This window comes from Vaginisenegalia massiliensis (genome assembly GCF_900604935.1).
Classification (GTDB): domain Bacteria; phylum Bacillota; class Bacilli; order Lactobacillales; family Aerococcaceae; genus Vaginisenegalia; species Vaginisenegalia massiliensis.
Map to the genome: position 1 here is coordinate 180,312 of NZ_UWPC01000003.1, position 17,558 is coordinate 197,869.

Below are 17,558 nucleotides of genomic sequence, written 5' to 3' on the forward strand. Positions count from 1 at the left end.
AAGAGCTTCCTTTCTAAATTAACTTAGTAAAACTTCAGCGTCAGCATACCGTACTTCGTATTTCTTGCGTTGCGAGATAATACTGATTAAGACAGTTATTGGGCCGACACGGCCAATGAACATCATACTCATAATGATAATCCGTCCCCAAGTGGTTAATTGGCCAGTATAGTTCATCGATACGCCTACGGTACAGATGGCCGATACAGCCTCAAACATTATTTTAAAAGGATCGGGATTAGGTTCAGTCAGTAAAAGAAGGGAGAACCCAACCATCAAGGCGGATAAGAAGAAAAGAGTGATGGTCATCGCTTGTTTCAGTAAATATGAAGGGAGGGTTCGTTTGTGGTATACGACTTGGCTATAGCCTTTTAGTTCAGAAATGAAGAGTAAGAATAACATAGCCGCTGTCGTTACTTTGATCCCACCGGCTGTTCCTCCAGGGGCCCCCCCGATAATCATCTGAAAAATATACATCAGATTAGAGAAGGGATGGCTATTTTCATAGTTGATAGTTGCAAAACCGGCCGTTCTCATTGTAACAGCTTGGAAATAAGAGGCCATCCATTGTTGCCATAAAGGCAGGTTGCCAATGGTATTAGGATTGTTATGTTCGACTAGCCAACCAATTGTGGTACCGAGAGTTAAAACCACGACTGTTGCCGTAATGGCTAAGCGAGTATGCACAGAGAGATTACGGAAAGTTAAACGTAGAATTCGAGGTTTGGAGCTTAAATATTCTTTAGTTTTTTGACGTAGTTCAAACCAGACACTAAAGCCCAAGCCACCACAGATAATCAAGGAAGTGACTACAAAGTTTACGATTGGATTACCAATAAATTTTTGCAAACTTGTTGAGCCAAAGTTATCAAAACCAGCATTACAAAAAGCAGATACAGCAACAAAAATAGAGTTAAACATGCCTCGACCTAATCCCCAACGAGGAATAAAGTCAATCATCAAGATACAAGCGAAAATCGCTTCGACTGAGAAAGTAAATTTGTAAACCGACATCAAGAAGGAAATAAAGTCATCATTAGTTCCTCGGTTGAGGGCTTCTTGTAAGAAATATTGATCTTTGAGTGACATCTTTTTGTTAAGATAATACATAGAGGCAGAGATGATGGTGATTAAACCTAAGCCGCCAATTTGCATCAGAGCAATACAAATAATTTGACCGAGGTTATTATAAACCGCTCCAACATCTAGGACGGTTAAGCCGGTCACGCAAATCATGGAAACGGCAGTAAATAGATGATCCAGAAAGACCGTCGGCGGGGCTGTCGTTCGATGTGAAATCGGTAAGGACAAGAGGAAGCCGCCGAAGAAGATAATAAAAACAAAACTCAAGGTGAGTTTTTGCGGGGTGGTCCAATGCAGTTGAATCTTTGCTTTTAATTTTTCCACAAAATTTCACTCCAATAAAAAAACGCAAGACAAAATTGCCTCACTAAGTTAGTTCCTTGCATAATATCATACACAAAATACTGAGAGAATGCTATCATTTAAATGTAAAGTTAGGAGGAAAGACATGATTAATATCGAGTTAATCTGTGTTGGTAAAATTAAAGAAAAATATCTCAAGCAAGGTATCGATGAATATGCTAAACGCCTCAGTACGTATGCCAACTTTTCTATTGTTGAGGTGGCCGATGAAGCAACGAGTGAGCAGATGAGCCAAAAAGAAATTGACCTCGTGTTAGATAAAGAGGCAGATAAAATCCTTGCCAAATTAGATCCCAGTCGCCAAGTGATTGTCTTAGCAATTGAAGGGAAAATGATTTCCTCTGAAGAATTAGCGACCACACTCGATCAGATGGCTACATACGGTCAGTCTAAGATTACCTTTATTATAGGAGGTTCTTTAGGGTTGGCAGAAAGACTAAAGCAAGACGCTCAAATGAAGATTTCTTTTGGCCGAATTACACTGCCCCATCAATTGATGCGGCTAGTTTTAACCGAACAGATTTATCGAGCTTTTCGAATTATGCATGGACATGCCTATCATAAATAAGTTAGGAGCTGTCAAAAAAAGACACCACAAATTGAACTGACCCGTTTCCGAGTTAAGCTGTGTATGTCGGCTATCCAAGCTGTAATGGGAGTCTAGAGAAGGCGGTCCTCGTTATCAGTTCTCAGAAAAGTAGAAGTTATATTATTTGAAATTTTGTTTGGCTTTATATAAGGTAAGCATATAAATAGTGCAAAGCCAAATAAATAAAAAGGTGGGATTCTTATGCCAACAGAATCGCAAGATTTAATCAATTCAAAAAATATTCAAGTTGAAAATCCTCAAGAAGCATCATTTATGGATGAATTATTAGGGCGTTTACCTAAACCAGTGGCCTCAAGTTTTGTATCATTTTATCGTCAATCGCGAAATCAAGCTGAAAAAATCGTGGATAGCCATAAAGATCAATTAGATGGGGTCTTGAACGACTTTGTGGGTGGTTTGGAATCGTCTCGTCGTCAAGAAGCGGGCAAAATAATTCGAACGGCAACAATAATGGCTGCTGTAGTCGGGTGTTCGCCTATTCCTTTTTCAGATGCCATCCTCTTAGTGCCCATTCAATTGACTATGATGGCGCGATTGCATAAATTATTTGGCCAATCTTGGACTAAGAGTTTAGGTAAATCATTTACCAAAGAATTGGCTGTGGTAGGCTTTGGTCGAAGCACAGTTGGCAATATTATGAAGCTAATTCCCGGCTTAGGTACTTATTCGGGAGCTGCTGTAAATGGCGTGGTTGCATCGAGTATCACGGCTTCATTAGGTTGGGCGACAGTCAAGATGCTTAATGGCGGCGAAGATTTACTTGAGAATATGGGTAGTTTTAAAGGTAAGTATAAAGGCTTGATGCAAGCCTTAAAGAAAGCAGGAATTTTGTAATTAAACGTCACCTCTATTAAGCATGCTTCGCAAAGTGTTCAAAAAGGAAAATATGTGTATTTATTAAAAAATGAAAGTCATAAGGCCACTTCTCACTAGCGAGAAGTGGCCTTATTCATAGTATCAAACTGCAACCATTTCAGCTTAAGCTAGGTAACCATTCACGACCAAGTCCACTTTACCAGTATGAGGATCAATGACTAATCCATGTACCGGGACATCACGAGGAATTAGGGGATGATTGCGTACTAGATCCACATCGTGACGAACAGAAGTGATTACATCGTCAAAACCATATAACCAATTTTCAAGATTAAGTCCATTGGCTTCTAAGCTAGCTAAATTTTCGCTTGTAATGCCTCTTTCTTTCATTTTAGTTAGGACAGCTTGGGTATCAACTTGTTGCATGCCACAATCATGGTGACCCATAATAATCACTTCATCAGCTTTGAGAAGGTATATAGCAATGACCAAAGAACGCATAATTGATCCGTAGGGATGAGAAATCAAAGCCCCAGCATTCTTGATGACTTTGACATCGCCGTTGGCTAAATTCAGGGCTTTGGTAGCTAAATCTACCAGGCGGGTATCCATGCAAGTCAACATAACTAAGCGTTTGGCCGGAAATTTGTCTTGGGTTTCGTAAGCTTTATAGTCTTGATTGGCGACGAATTGTTGATTATAGGTTAAGATAGATTCAAGTAATGACATTGTATTGACTCCTTTTTTGTAGCTTATGTCTATTGTAATCTTTTATCAGTTTAATGGCATCTGACTTGCTTTTTTAAAAGTCACTTTTTTTATTAATGTTCGTTTTTTCAATTAGAGGACAAAAATTGAATCAGAAGGCAGACAAAGTGATAGGGGGATAAAGGGCATGGGGTTCTCGTTAGCTATGGTGTGGTTCACAAAAAGGTCCGATCATCCGTTCTGAAAATCGAATAAAATCAGTCTTTTGTCTGGAGTGATTCTGATAAAAACGCATAAATTTCACAAGAAGCTCTTGAATGGGGCTATTAGAGAGTGTATACTTGTTGAGTGCTAACGATAGGAGGTTAAATCGTGAATAAAGTTCGTGTTTTTGGTTTGAGCCCAGCCGTGTTGATGCTTTTAGTCTTCATGGTGCTACCTTTAATTTACTTGCTATTACCAACATTAGAACTATCCCTCAATCCTTTCAGTCAATATACGGCTTTTTTTGCTAGTTCATATCAAATGAAAGTATTATGGCGCACCTTGAAAGTGGCCAGTTTAGTGACTCTTTGGTGTGCTATCTTAGGAATCCCAACTGCCTATTTTATTTCTGGTCAAACAAAAAAATGGAAAAGCTTATTGATGGCTGTGACCTTGTTTCCCTTATTAACTAATTCAGTGGTTCGAAGCTTTGCTTGGATTAATATTTTGGGACAAAAGGGTATCGTCAATCAGACTCTTTTGGCTATGCATCTTATTGATCAGCCACTTACTCTTTTATATACCGATTTTGCTATTATTATTGGTTCGATTTATTTATTCTTACCAACCATGATTATTTCCTTGGTGGGAGTAATGGATTCAATTGAACCTGAAGTTTTAGAAGCTGCGTCCACTTTAGGTGCTAGCCAGTGGCGCGTCTTTCGCAAGATTATTGTGCCGCTTAGTATTCCAGGGACGATTGTCGGTAGTATCCTCGTCTTTACGGGTACCTTGACGGCTTATACAACGCCGCAATTATTGGGCGGAAATAAGAATATGCTTCTGGCTACCTTCCTACGCCAAAATGCTTTGACTTTGGGTAATTGGCAATTAGCCAGCGTCGTGGCTTTTATTATGATATTAATAACCTTATTAGTGAATGCTCTATTATCGCGACTAGCTAAACGAATGGATAAACGATTGGCGGGTGATCTGTAATGAAAGCAAATAAATGGATTAGTGTGATTGCCATTGCTGTTTTTCTTTTTCTTTTCTTACCATTAGTGATTATTGTGATTACCTCATTTGGAACGCAGGCAGCCATTCAATTTCCGATTCAAGGTTTTACCTTGGACTGGTATCGGGTTGTATTTGAATCAGACACCTTTGTGTCGAGTTTCTGGGTTAGTTTGGGGATAGGCTTAGTGGCGACTTTGCTAGCTCTATTGATTGGCATTCCAGCCGCTTATGTTTTAGCTCGCTATTCACATCGAAGCAATCGCTTCTTGAATCAATTCTTCTTATCGCCGACCTTAATCCCAGGTATGGTGACCGGTTATGCTATTTTCCAATTGGTTGTTGTGCAATTCCAATGGCCCGTATTAGTGTCACTCTTAGTGGGACATTTATTAATTAGTCTACCCTATGTGATTCGCTTAATTGGTTCGAGCTTACAGAATTTAGATTCTTCGATTGAAGAAGCGGCTTGGACATTGGGTTATACACCTTTGCAAGCTATTACCAAGATTGTGCTACCTAATATTTCATCCGGTATTTTCGCTGCCTTTATGTTGGCTTTTATTAATTCGTTTAATAATATTCCAGTCAGCATGTTCTTGACTGGACCAGGGGTTTCTACCTTACCGATTAGTATATTGAATTATATGGAATTTAATTACAATCCGGCTGTTTCGGCGATTTCGACCCTCTTGATGCTCTTAACCTTAGGTTTGATGTATGCGATCGATAAGACCTTAGGTTTGTCGTCTATTGTTTAAAGAAAGAAGGGAAGTAAGAAAATATGTCTTATGTTGAATTAAAAAACATTGGCGTCACCTATGATCAAGATCATTATATTTTAGAAGACTTGAATTTAGCGATTGAACAAGGTCAATTAATTTCTTTATTGGGTCCATCCGGCTGTGGTAAGACGACTACTTTGCGTGTGATGGCTGGCTTGATTCAACAACAAAAAGGCCAATTTTATGTAGATGGTCAAGACTTGAGCCAGGTGCCGGTTCATAAACGTAAGTTCGGAATGGTTTTCCAATCGTATGCTTTATTTCCACATTTAACAATTTATGATAATGTAGCGTTTGGGTTAAAATTAAATAAATTAGATCCAGCTGTGATTAAAGAAAAAGTTGAAACTATCATGAAAGTTTGTGGTCTAGAAGGCTTAGGCGACCGTTTTCCTAAACAATTGTCAGGTGGACAACGCCAACGGGTGGCTTTAGCGCGAGCTTTGGTGATTGAACCAAAATTGCTTCTATTAGATGAACCTCTATCCAATCTGGATGCTAAATTGCGGTTAGCCATGCGCTTAGAAATTCGCCGCTTACATGAACAATTGGGTATGACCACTGTCTTTGTCACTCATGACCAAGAAGAGTGCTTCTCAATTTCAGATAAAGTTGCTATTATGAATCAGGGTGTTATTGAACAATTTGCCTCGCCAGAAGAGATTTATCGCTATCCTAAGACCCGTTTTGTGGCCGAATTTATTGGTTTTGAGAATTTCTTTGCGGTTCAACTAGTGGATGGTCAATTAAAGGATGCTCAAGGACGTGTTTATGATGTTACCTATGTGGATGGAGCCCAAGATAAGAAGGACTTAGTCTTAACCATCCGTCCAGAGGATATTCAACTTAATCCGGCGGAAACAAGTGGCTCTAATCACCTATCAGGTCGCGTGACTGTTCGGACCTTTATGGGAAAAGGTTATCAGTACGAAGTGGAAACTGACTTAGGCAAGTGCTTAGTTCATGACTTTTCTCAAACGAAATATCAAGTGGGAGATGAAGTTCACCTTTATTTACCACAAACTAAATTATTGGCTTTAAATAAATAAAAAATATATTGGAGGAATCAATATGAAGAAACAAAGTCTTTTAACAGCTTTCACAGCTGGTATGTTATTGTTAGCAGGTTGTGGTAACTCACAAGCTCCAACGGCTGAAAAGGAAGCCTCAAGCAGCAAAGATTCAGCAAAAGCCGAATCAAGTTTAGTTATCTCGACTTTTGGTTTGAACCAAGATGACGTTCAAAAGATTGTTATGGATCCATTTGCTAAAGATAATAATGCGAAAGTCACTTTAGAAGTCGGAAATGCATCAGAACGTTTAACTAAATTAAAAAATGATAAAAATGCTAACATTGACGTGATTGAATTATCACAATTAAATGCTGACCAAGGTGCTAAAGACAAATTATTCGCGAAAGTAACTGAAAAAGAAGTACCAAACATCGCTAAACTAACACCAGGAGCTAAGGAAGTTTATGATAATGGTTCAGGTATTCCTTACGCTGTGAACAGTATCGGGATTATTTACGACCGTGAAGCGCTTGGTTTTGAAATTAAAGATTGGTCTGATTTATGGAAGGCTGAATTAAAAGGCAAAGTAGCGATTCCTGAATTATCAACTACTTTCGGTCCAGCTATGTTGTATGTAGCAAGTGACTACAAAGGGGCAAAATTAGAAGACGACAAGGGTAAAGCAGCTTTTGAAGCCTTGAAAGAATTAAAACCAAACGTGGTTAAAACTTATGCTAAATCTTCAGACTTAGCTAACATGTTCCAAGCAGGTGAAGTTCAAGTGGCTGTAGTAGCTGACTTTGCCCAAGGTATGATTAAAGAAGCTAATCCAAAGGTAAGCTTTATTGTTCCGGAGTCAGGAACTTATGCTAACTACAATACGTTAAATATCCCAGCTAATGCTAAAAATAAAGAATTAGCTTATAAATATTTGAACTGGCGTATTAGTAAAGACTTAGAATTAAAAACGGCAGAAGGCTTCAACGAAGCTCCTGTTAATAAAGATGTTGTGTTGAAACCAGAAGTCGCAGCTAATAAAACTTATGGACCAGTTGCTGTAAAAGCTAAAGCAATGAATACTAAATTCGTTGATCAAAACTTAGCGGATTGGTTAAATCAATGGAATGAAGTCTTGAACTAAGTCATTAAACGAACCTACCTTTATTTGCTATAATAAAGGTAGGTGTTTTTTTATGGGAGGAACGATGATGCAAAGCTTAATCTATAATGCTTGGATCTTAACGATGAATGATAAGGACGAAACCTATCATCCGGGTTATTTAATTATTGAAGAAGATAAAATTATGGCCCTAGGCCACCAATCTGACCTACCGCTTGAATGGCAAGAAAGACTTAATGAGGGCTATTCTGGCGCTGACTACCAGCTGATTGATGCTCAAGATGGTATCCTCATGCCAGGCATGATTAATGCCCATACTCATGTGGGCATGATACCGTTTCGTTCCTTGGGCGATGATATGAAAGACCGTTTACGTCGTTTGCTTTTTCCACTTGAAGCCAACATGACGGCTGAACTAGTCGAAGCCAGTGCTCGCTACGCTTTAGCTGAAATGCTATTAGCAGGGATTACCACCTTTGCTGATATGTATTATTTTGAATCAGTCATTGGTCAAGTGACACAAGAAGTGGGTATGCGGGCTTTGATTGGCGAAACGATTATTAATCAAGCGACGTGCGATGGTGACCAAGATCCCTATTATGGCTTGCGGATCAGTGATTCATTTATTAACCAATGGCAGGGCCAGGAGTTAATTCGCCCTATGTTAGCTCCTCATGCTACTAATACCAACGATGAGAGCACCCTGTTAGCTATTAAAGCTAAAGCGGAATCGTATCAAGTTCCAGTCATGATGCATGTGGCTGAAATGGACTATGAGATGGATTATTTTAGGCAAGAATTGGGCACGAGTCCGATTGGCTATCTGGATAAGCTGGGCTTATTGAATGAACACTTGTTAGCTGTTCATTGTATTCATCTGAGTCAAGAGGATATTGATTTGATGGCTCATAGGCAAGCTAAGATGATTCATTGTATTGGGGCTAATACCAAGGCAGCCAAAGGTATCGCCCCTTTAAAAGAGTTGCTGGAAGCTGGAGTCCCTGTGGGGCTTGGTACGGACGGGCCAAGTTCCGGAAATACCTTAGATCTTTTTCATCAAATGAGGTATATCGCTTATGCTCACAAGACAGCTAACCATGACCGCCAGGCTTTCCCAGCCAAAGAGATTGTCCGCTTGGCGACAGTTGGCGGAGCTCAAGTATTAGGACTAGAAAAGCGAGTGGGTCAATTAAAAGTAGGATATCAAGCTGATTTGACTTTAGTGGAAACGGATTCGGTTAACATGTTCCCTATCTTTGATCCGTATAGTGCCCTAGTCTATGCGGCGGATAGCTATAATGTTCGTCATGTTTGGGTAAATGGGCGTCAATTAGTACGAGATCATCAGTTAGTTCATATTGATTTGAAACACATTCGTCAGCAACTTGATAAAGCTATGGTCGGTTTTCGCCAAGCGGTGGAAAGTTTAATGGAGCAAGAGTAAGTAACTAGATTGAAACTAGTTTTGTTTCGCCTTAATATTTTGAAAGCTGAATCCTCATCCATTGCAGCCTTAGATAGGCGCTAGGAGGGGTTCAGCTTTTCTTTTGGACAAGGGTTCATTGTATAAGTTGGACTTGAGTCCAACCAAATAAGACTTTATTGACATGAATTGGACTCAATCACGCTTAATATTGAAAACGGTTTACTATATAGTGAAGATAGGAGGAATTGCGATGCTAACCAATGATATCATTAAAAAAATTCCAATTTTTTCCAAATATAGTGGGCATCAAATCTCTGATTTTGAGCGGATATTTAAAATGCCGCGTAAGAATTTACTATGGGAAGTAGCTCGCTTAAATGAAGTACTAGCTGAATACGAGGATTCCTTGGTGACGATTGAGGAGGATCGCATTCACGTTCCGCCCATTGCGGTGAAAGATTTATTTGCTAAGATGGCTCCCCAGATGAAGTGGTATCATTTTCAAGATGAACGCTTGTTTATGATTATCTTTTATCTGTTTTTGGAAAAGGAACCGGTTTCTAATTTCCATTTGCAAGATTTGCTCAAAGTGAGTAAGAATACGGTTCTATCTGACTTAAAAGAGTTAAAACAATTTTTGGTTAATTATGAGGTTCAGGTAGCCTATAGCCGAAGTCGGGGATATCACTTAGTCGGACTGGTCCGAGCACTGCATTTGTTGTTAGAAGCAACCATCAATGAACTATTGCAATTTGCCAGTGGTAAGTGGATTTTGCGTTATATTTTTTATCAATGTCACTGTGAATTTAAATTAGAGGAAATCACGCAAATATTTGTCAAACGGACTAGCCAGGATAATCTTCATTTTGTTGGAGAACGAATTGAGGCGACGTCCTACCTGATTTTAGCCCTGTTAAATGTCCAATTACCGGAAACAATGGCTTATCAATCTGAAGAACAAGTATTAATTGAACAAACAAGGATCATGGAATTAGTTGATCACTTTGTTGAAATTTATCCAAGTTTACAAATCGAGAAATACTTTATTGCTTCACGATTATTGGGCTGTGTACAAGGGGATTATTTAGTCGAAGCGGACCCAGATATTCTAGCTATTATGAAACAAATTATTGAATTGGTTTCGGCCAAGACAGGAATTAACTTTAATGATCAGGCTGATTTCAAACGAAATCTTTATAGCCATTTGGTGCCAGCCTATTACCGGCTCGTCTTTGAGATGAAGTTGACAAATCCTTTGAAGGAACAGATTTTAGCGGAATACAGTAGCCTCTTTTATCTGATAAAGAAGAGTTTGTCTCCCTTGCGTCAAGCTTTGGGTAAAGAAATCTCTGATGATGAAGTGGCCTACTTTACCATGCATTTTGGTGGTTATGTAGCTCTACATCAACCTGATCAAAATCAACGTCAAATTGTGGCTTTATCAGTCTGTCCGAATGGGGTGAGCTCTTCGGTGATTTTAAGTTCTGAATTAAAGGCTTTAATGCCGGAAATTCACTTTAAAGAGTTGCATCAGCTAGATCAATTAAATCATTTAGATCCTCAAGAGTATGATCTGGTTTTCTCGACGGTCTTCTTTGAGACTGATAAGCCGCTTTATGTGACACAACCGTTCATGAATCCGGTAGAGAAAGCTCTCCTAAAGGAAAAAGTATATGGTGAATTCCATTTGGATGCTGGCCAGAATTCAAAGGTTGATGACTTGATGCGAATTATCGATAGATATTGTTGTATCAATGATGCGGGTAATCTAAGAGATGAATTGACTAAATGTTTACTTAACTCGGAACGAGGATATATTAATTGGGAGGGTATTAATTTGAACGATTTGTTGAAAGAAGATTTAATTCAACAATGCGAAAAGGTTGAATCGTGGTCAGAAGCCATACGCTTAGCGGCCCAACCTTTGTTAAAGAAAGGCTATATTGAAGCAACGTATATTGAAGCCATGATTGATTCGGTTAATCGATCGGGTGCTTATATTGTGTTGGCACCTCATGTGGCTGTTCCCCATGCAGCTCCAGACAAGGGGGTTAAACGTCTTGGCATCAGTCTTTTACAATTGAAGCAAGCTGTAGACTTCAACTTAGATCCTGAAGACTATGATGAGGATCGACAAGTTCGCTTGATATTTGTATTAGCTGCGGTTGACTCATCAGCTCATTTAAAAGCTTTGCAACAGTTAGTGATGATTCTTGATGATGAGTCTAGCTTGCAAGCTTTGATCGAAGCCCCTAATTGTCAAGCGATGTATGAAATTGTTTGTGGCGCCATTCAAGAGGAGGAAGAAAATGATTAAGATTATTACTGTATGTGGCAATGGAATTGGCTCAAGTTTATTGCTGAAAATGAAAATTGAAGCCATTGCCAAAGAACATGGCTATGATGTCCAATCAGAATCTTGTGATTCAAATGCAGCGGTTGGCCGTGAATGTGATTTATTTGTAACCGTGAAAGAATTTAAAGATATTTTCCCAGCGGATGCGCAAGTTTGTATCGTTAAAAGCTATACCAACAAAAAGAAAATTGAAGAAGACTTATTACCTGTTCTCTCAAGCATGCAAAACAATTAAGGAGGAGAATAATTAATCATGTTATTATTAGATTTTTTGAAAGATATTTTAAGTGAACCAGCCTTTTTGATGGGTTTAATTGCGTGTTTTGGTTTAATCGCTTTAAAGTCTCCTGCTCATAAAGTTATGACCGGAACTTTGGGCCCAATCTTAGGTTATTTGATGTTAGCCGCAGGTGCGGGCGTAATTGTGACCAACCTTGAGCCATTATCGAAGATGATTGAAACAGGCTTCCATATTACAGGGGTAGTACCAAATAATGAAGCTGTTACTTCAGTAGCACAAAAGGTGCTAGGGGTTGAAACCATGTCGATTTTAGTGGCAGGTTTAGCTTTCAACTTGTTGATTGCTCGCTTTACTCGTTTCAAATACATTTTCTTAACCGGTCACCATTCATTCTTTATGGCTTGCTTATTATCAGCCGTTCTAGGTGCTTTGGACTTTAAAGGTCTTACTCTTATCTTAGTAGGGGGCTTTATCTTAGGTGCTTGGTCTGCAATTTCGCCAGCCATTGGACAACATTATACAATCAAAGCTACTGATGGGGATGAAATTGCTATGGGTCACTTCGGCTCTCTAGGCTATTATTTATCTGCGTGGATTGGTTCATTAGTAGGTAAAGATAGTCCTTCAACGGAAGATATTCAAGTGTCAGAAAAATGGAATTTCTTACGTAATTCAACTATTTCAACTGCTTTAATTATGGTGTTTTTCTATTTAATTGCGGCTATTGCAGCGGGGCCGAAATTTGTTGAAACCTTATCTGCAGGTCAAAATCCGTTTATTTTCGCAATTTTATCTGGTTTAAAATTTGCTGTAGGTGTGGCAATTGTCTATGCAGGGGTTCGTATGATTTTAGCTGACTTAATTCCTGCCTTCGAAGGAGTATCTTCTCGTTTAATTCCAAATGCTGTTCCAGCTGTTGACTGTGCAGTCTTCTTCCCATATGCTCCAACTGCGGTAATTATTGGTTTTGCCTTCAGTTTCTTAGGCGGTTTAATCGGTATGCTAATCTTGGGTATGATGGGCGGTGTCTTAATCATTCCTGGTATGGTTCCTCACTTCTTCTGTGGAGCAACAGCGGGGATCTTTGGTAATGCGACTGGTGGCCGTCGTGGAGCGATGGTAGGTGCTTTTGTAAATGGCTTGCTTTTAGCCTTCTTGCCTGCCATGTTATTACCTGTTTTAGGAAATCTTGGCTTCTCAAATACGACCTTTGGTGATGTGGACTTTGGTGTCTTAGGTATTCTTTTAGGCCGTCTTGGCTCAATGGCTCATTCAACCGGCGTTTATATCTTAGTTGCTATCTTAGCTATTATCCTTATTGTTCCATCATTGAAAGGAAATAAGGATCAAACGATTAATCATCAAGTTTAGGGGGAGAAAACATGACTGATAATTTGAAGGTGAAAATCTTTTCCGATGGAGCTGTCCTCAGTGATATGCTGCATGATTTGGACTCAGGTCGCGTGTGTGGTTTTACTACCAACCCAAGCTTAATGAAGAAAGCTGGGATTACTTCTTACGTAGCTTTTGCCGAAGAAGTTTTGGCATCCATTAAAGACTATCCCGTTTCTTTTGAAGTCTTTGCTGACGATTTGGCAACTATGAAGTTAGAAGCTGAGAAATTAGCGGCTTTAGCAGACAATGTCTACGTGAAAATTCCTATTACCAATGCTCAAGGAGAAAGTACAATCCCCTTGATTCAAGAGCTTTCCGCTCAAGGTATTAAATTGAATGTCACAGCAATCTTTACGCTGGACCAAGTCAAGCAGACAGTAGAGGCGGTTAAAGCTGGCGTGGGAACGATTGTTTCTGTCTTTGCTGGTCGGATTGCTGACACGGGTATTGATCCAGAACCATTGATGAAAGCGGCTTTAGACCTCTGTCGTCAAAAAGACGGTGTTGAACTTCTATGGGCTAGTCCACGTGAAGTCTTCAATATTTATCAAGCGGATCGCCTTGGTGTTGATATTATTACTTGTACGCCAACTATTATTGAAAAATTAGCTTTGCAAGGTAAAGATTTAGAAACCTATTCCTTAGAAACCGTGCAAATGTTTCTCAAGGATTCAACCAGTCTAGGTTTTAGCATTCTCTAAATAAATAGAAAGCAAAAGAGACTACTTCCCCTTTTTAGAGGAAAGTAGTCTCTTTTGTTCTGTCTGCTTGTCTAGGGTGACGTTCCCTTAATTTAGCGATTTAATTTTTTTAGAAAGTCTTGAATTCGTTGGTGAGGGCTATGATTGAAGAGGTAGTCAGGGCTACCAGCATCGAGGATCCGTCCTTGATCTAAGAAGAGAACCTGATCACTGATCTCGCGGGCAAAAGACATTTCATGGGTCGCTAAGAGGATGGTCATTTCCTTTCCGGCCATGCCTTTAATCAAATCCAGAATGCCTTTGACTAATTCAGGATCCAAGGAGGATGTAGGTTCGTCTAGGAGCATCAGTTTGGGTTGAATGGCTAGAGCTCGAGCGATTCCTACGCGCTGCTGTTGTCCGCCAGAGAGCTGTTTAGGATAGTAGTGACACTTGTCTCCCATACCGACTTGGTTTAGATACAAAGTGGCTTGCTCTTGAGCTTGGACTTTATCCATTTGTTTGACCATAACGAGAGCTTCCATGACATTTTCCAATGCTGTTTTACGAGAAAATAAACCATAGTTTTGGAAGACCATGGCGGTTTGACGTCTCAGGGTCAGTATATCATGGCTTGTCATGCGGGTTACATCATAGTCTAGGTCGTCCAGTTGGATATGTCCAGAATCAGCGGGTTCAAGAAAATTTAGGCTGCGAAGGAGGGTAGATTTTCCGGTTCCGCTAGGCCCGATAATGGTGAGGACTTGGCCGGTTTCAACTTGAAAAGCAAGTTGGTTGAGTACAGTGTGTTGATGGAAGGTTTTTGACCAATTTTCTATTTTTAACATAAAGCCTCCTGAGAACTTAATCTTGATGGATAATGAAACGACGGTCGATGTTTAGATGGTCTTCTAAACGGTGGATAGCCCATTCAATGGTTATACAGATGAGCCAGTAAATGAGAGCAACCGCTACATAGGCTTCAAAGTAACGTAAGTTGGCTCCGGCTAGGATTCGTGTTTGTCCCATTATATCAATGACCGTAACGGTAAAGGCCAAGGAAGTCCCTTTTAAGAGGCGGATAAGGCTGTTGCCTAGGTTAGGAATAGCAGTAATTAGGGCGTTTGGTACAATCACGCGTTTGAGAGTTTGCCATGAAGTTAAGCCAATTGCGTAAGCTGCTTCAATCTCGGTTTTATTGACGGCTTGGACTGCTGAACGGAAGATTTCCGAATTATAAGCTGCTTCACTTAAGCCGAAAGCAATAAAGACATACACGAGAGGAGGGATTTGGGTGACCTGAATGCCAGTTCCTAGTTGTTGATTAAGCCATTCGACAAAAATCGGGAAACCATAGAAGGCTAGGAAAAGTTGGACTAGCTGAGGAGTTCCACGCATGAAAGAAACAAAAACAGTGAGCAAAGGATTTAATACAGGCACTTTTTTAAGTTTTGCCATGCAAATTAAGAAGCCTAGGATGAGACCGATGATTTCTGAGCATAAGGCCATTAATAAGGTGATCGGGAGATATGGCAAGAGCTTAAGCAAGGTGGTTGGGATTAAACTTGGTTTAAAGAGTGAGGTTTTTGATTGCGCATTCTCTCTTTTGTTGCTCTTTGTTTGTTGTTGCTTGAATTCAGGGTGGGCTTTATTAAAAGCTTGATCATAGGCTTGATTCTTCTTGATTAAAGCCTCGGTCAGTTGGGTATCATCTTGACCAATATATTTCTGGCTGATTTTGGTCAAGGTACCATCTTGACGAATGGCCTCTAGTTGGCGATCAATTTGGTCGCGAAGGGCTTTGTCTTCAATTCGATAGATTAAATAAGAGCCAGGTGGTTTAATGGCATCTTCATTAGCGATAGGGCTGGCTTTTAGTTTGTAGCCATAGGTTTTTTCGACATCGTGAATATAAGTCGAGGCATAAATAGCGGCATCCAAGCGCCCGTTATGGACATCTTGGATAATCTGTGGCGGGTTGGTGTCGACATAGATTATTTGAACGGCTTTGTCGGGATTAGCTTTATTGTATTTTTCCAAAAACATAGCTTGAGGAGAGGATGGAACAACGCCGAATTTTTTGCCTTTCATGTCGTCCATGGTGAGGTCTTTTGAAGAAGGATCAGCCGTGATTAATTTATTATGACTAATAATATAAGGATAGAGGCTGTATAAATATTTTTGGCGACGTTCTTTGCTTTCGCCTAGGTTGTTGGCGACTAGGTCGAATTTCTTGGAATCTAAACCAGCAAATAGGGAAGGGAATTCTGTTAACTCGAATTCAAAATGAAGTTGATCATCACGACGATCGACTTCTTTTAGTAATTCGATTTCAAAACCGGTTAGTTGCCCCTTATCATCGTGGAAGTTCATGGGTTTAGTCGACCCCGTTGTACCAACTACTACTGTTTTTTCGGCTTGAGTAGGGGCAGCAAGAACGGGATTTATCATCCAAGATGAGCAAGAGCCTAAGCTGATAAGGATTATAGAGAAATATAGATACGCTTTGCTGATTAATTTATGCATGATAGACACCTTTCTATTTAAAGCTAGGAGTAATATAGCGCAAGATGCGCACGTTCATATCTTAATACAATTCTGAGCAAATTGCTTGCGAAATTTCAGAATATTTGAAACAAGTTGAGGAAAGTGTGAAAAAGCTTGAGTAAAACAAGTGATTAATGAAAGTAATTGGAAATTTCGTATATCTTTTGCCGAAAAGCCTTTTGAATTCTCTATTCTGTGCTAGGATTGTATCAACAAGTTTTTGGAGGAATGATATATGAAAAAATGGAAACATGTGGCGTTAGTAGCCATGATACTTGGTCAGGTTGGTGTAGCTAGTCCTCCTGTTTTTGCGCAAGAAACCCCGTCGGTTGACTATGCGAAATTATTAAAGGCGCAAGACCAGACCTTCCCAAGTAAAAGTCTTAAGAGCCAAGGAAAATTTGAGCTTGAGTTAAAAGATCAAGCTGGCAAGATTTTAACTCATCCTAGCTTTAGTGTTGAAAGCCAGCACAATTTTAATCAACCTTTCCAAGGGCAATTAGCCTTAACCATCTCGCAAGGTAGTGGTAGTCAAAATTCACTTATTTTTTGGTTAAAGGATGGCAAATTCTATCAACAATTATTAGCTGATCAAAGCGTGGTTAGAAAGGGAGCAAAAGAGGAAAAACAAGCGCTAAATTTAATTCAAGGACTAGATGCTTTCTACAGTCAATTAGCCAAGGGACAAGCGACCTGGTTGTCCCAAGCTTTTAGCTACAAGCTAGAAAAAGGTCAAATTGTTTTGACATTAAAGGATCAAGTTTCTGCTCATCAACTATATCAAAGCTTTATGAAGGATAATCCTGACTTAACCAAAGGATTGAATCATAAGATGATTGAAAATAACTTAGATCAATTCTTGAAAGGACACCCTAAACTCAAGTTAAGTTTTGATGCTAAAAGTTTACGTCTATCAAGTGTCTATCTTGATACTAATCTTCCAATTGAATGGGTTAGCCAAGCCTTGAAAGTTGATTCAAAAGCCTTAAGCAAACAAGGTATTGGAAAAGTCAAGACGCTTCGTTTGAACGGGCAAGTCGCATTTAGCTATGATCAAGCGCTAAAGATACAGCCTCCAGTTAAGGCTCAACCTTTATCTGAATCGGTTCAGCCCAAATAAAGATCAAAAATAGTGTTTTAAGAAGGGTTATCCTTTGGCAGCTAGTCATGGATTTAGTATAATGTCGATGAAAA

16 protein-coding genes are annotated in these 17,558 nt (G+C 39.5%); 12 read left to right on the top strand and 4 right to left on the bottom strand.

The genetic code is table 11. The features are described 5' to 3' along the window. Positions 1 to 18: 18 nt before the first annotated feature. Positions 19 to 1,407, bottom strand: a complete 1,389-nt coding sequence (locus tag EIH20_RS03020; protein ID WP_241152368.1) for a TrkH family potassium uptake protein — start codon at positions 1,405 to 1,407, stop codon at positions 19 to 21. Between the two features lie 127 nt (positions 1,408 to 1,534). Here EIH20_RS03020 and rlmH point away from each other — a divergent pair, with 127 nt between their 5' ends. Next, positions 1,535 to 2,014, top strand: a complete 480-nt coding sequence (gene rlmH / locus EIH20_RS03025; protein WP_124057922.1) for a 23S rRNA (pseudouridine(1915)-N(3))-methyltransferase RlmH — start codon at positions 1,535 to 1,537, stop codon at positions 2,012 to 2,014. Positions 2,015 to 2,236: 222 nt separating this feature from the next. Beyond that, positions 2,237 to 2,890 carry a YcjF family protein gene (locus EIH20_RS03030; RefSeq protein WP_124057887.1) on the top strand — a complete coding sequence of 218 codons (654 nt, stop codon included), beginning with the start codon at positions 2,237 to 2,239 and terminating at the stop codon, positions 2,888 to 2,890. A 144-nt stretch (positions 2,891 to 3,034) separates the two neighbouring features. On the opposite strand, the gene EIH20_RS03035 is transcribed toward EIH20_RS03030, so the two are convergent. After that, complete coding sequence (locus tag EIH20_RS03035) at positions 3,035 to 3,601, bottom strand: beta-class carbonic anhydrase (protein ID WP_124057888.1); 567 nt, start codon at positions 3,599 to 3,601, stop codon at positions 3,035 to 3,037. A gap of 393 nt (positions 3,602 to 3,994) precedes the next feature. On the opposite strand from EIH20_RS03035, the gene EIH20_RS03040 reads away from it, so the two are divergent. The 9 genes from EIH20_RS03040 to EIH20_RS03080 all read left to right on the top strand — a co-directional run bounded on the left by EIH20_RS03040 (position 3,995) and on the right by EIH20_RS03080 (position 13,838). Beyond that, positions 3,995 to 4,783, top strand: a complete 789-nt coding sequence (locus tag EIH20_RS03040) for an ABC transporter permease (RefSeq protein WP_124057923.1) — start codon at positions 3,995 to 3,997, stop codon at positions 4,781 to 4,783. Further along, positions 4,783 to 5,562, top strand: coding sequence for an ABC transporter permease (locus EIH20_RS03045; protein WP_124057889.1), 780 nt, complete (start codon positions 4,783 to 4,785; stop codon positions 5,560 to 5,562). The genes EIH20_RS03040 and EIH20_RS03045 overlap by 1 nt, the downstream gene beginning before the upstream one ends. Before the next feature lie 23 nt (positions 5,563 to 5,585). After that, entirely contained in the window at positions 5,586 to 6,635 is a 1,050-nt protein-coding gene (locus EIH20_RS03050; RefSeq protein WP_124057890.1) for an ABC transporter ATP-binding protein, read from the top strand. A gap of 22 nt (positions 6,636 to 6,657) precedes the next feature. Continuing rightward, positions 6,658 to 7,740, top strand: coding sequence for an ABC transporter substrate-binding protein (locus tag EIH20_RS03055; protein WP_124057891.1), 1,083 nt, complete (start codon positions 6,658 to 6,660; stop codon positions 7,738 to 7,740). Positions 7,741 to 7,807: 67 nt separating this feature from the next. Next, the gene (locus EIH20_RS03060) at positions 7,808 to 9,163 is read left to right on the top strand and encodes an amidohydrolase (protein ID WP_124057924.1); all 1,356 of its coding nucleotides are present in this window, start codon (positions 7,808 to 7,810) and stop codon (positions 9,161 to 9,163) included. 232 nt (positions 9,164 to 9,395) lie between these two features. Beyond that, complete coding sequence (locus EIH20_RS03065) at positions 9,396 to 11,462, top strand: BglG family transcription antiterminator (protein WP_164470843.1); 2,067 nt, start codon at positions 9,396 to 9,398, stop codon at positions 11,460 to 11,462. After that, positions 11,455 to 11,736 carry a PTS sugar transporter subunit IIB gene (locus EIH20_RS03070; RefSeq protein WP_124057893.1) on the top strand — a complete coding sequence of 94 codons (282 nt, stop codon included), beginning with the start codon at positions 11,455 to 11,457 and terminating at the stop codon, positions 11,734 to 11,736. Before EIH20_RS03065 ends, EIH20_RS03070 begins: the two co-directional genes overlap by 8 nt. A 15-nt stretch (positions 11,737 to 11,751) precedes the next feature. Beyond that, positions 11,752 to 13,113, top strand: coding sequence for a PTS ascorbate transporter subunit IIC (locus EIH20_RS03075; RefSeq protein ID WP_124057894.1), 1,362 nt, complete (start codon positions 11,752 to 11,754; stop codon positions 13,111 to 13,113). A gap of 11 nt (positions 13,114 to 13,124) precedes the next feature. Next, the gene (locus tag EIH20_RS03080; protein WP_124057895.1) at positions 13,125 to 13,838 is read left to right on the top strand and encodes a transaldolase; all 714 of its coding nucleotides are present in this window, start codon (positions 13,125 to 13,127) and stop codon (positions 13,836 to 13,838) included. A 92-nt stretch (positions 13,839 to 13,930) separates the two neighbouring features. Here EIH20_RS03080 and EIH20_RS03085 read toward each other — a convergent pair whose 3' ends face one another. Next, complete coding sequence (locus EIH20_RS03085) at positions 13,931 to 14,665, bottom strand: amino acid ABC transporter ATP-binding protein (RefSeq protein WP_124057896.1); 735 nt, start codon at positions 14,663 to 14,665, stop codon at positions 13,931 to 13,933. A 16-nt stretch (positions 14,666 to 14,681) separates the two neighbouring features. Beyond that, complete coding sequence (locus EIH20_RS03090; RefSeq protein ID WP_241152369.1) at positions 14,682 to 16,343, bottom strand: ABC transporter substrate-binding protein/permease; 1,662 nt, start codon at positions 16,341 to 16,343, stop codon at positions 14,682 to 14,684. A gap of 256 nt (positions 16,344 to 16,599) precedes the next feature. Here EIH20_RS03090 and EIH20_RS03095 point away from each other — a divergent pair, with 256 nt between their 5' ends. Further along, positions 16,600 to 17,484, top strand: coding sequence for a hypothetical protein (locus EIH20_RS03095; RefSeq protein WP_124057898.1), 885 nt, complete (start codon positions 16,600 to 16,602; stop codon positions 17,482 to 17,484). The last annotated feature ends 74 nt before the right edge of the window (positions 17,485 to 17,558 follow it).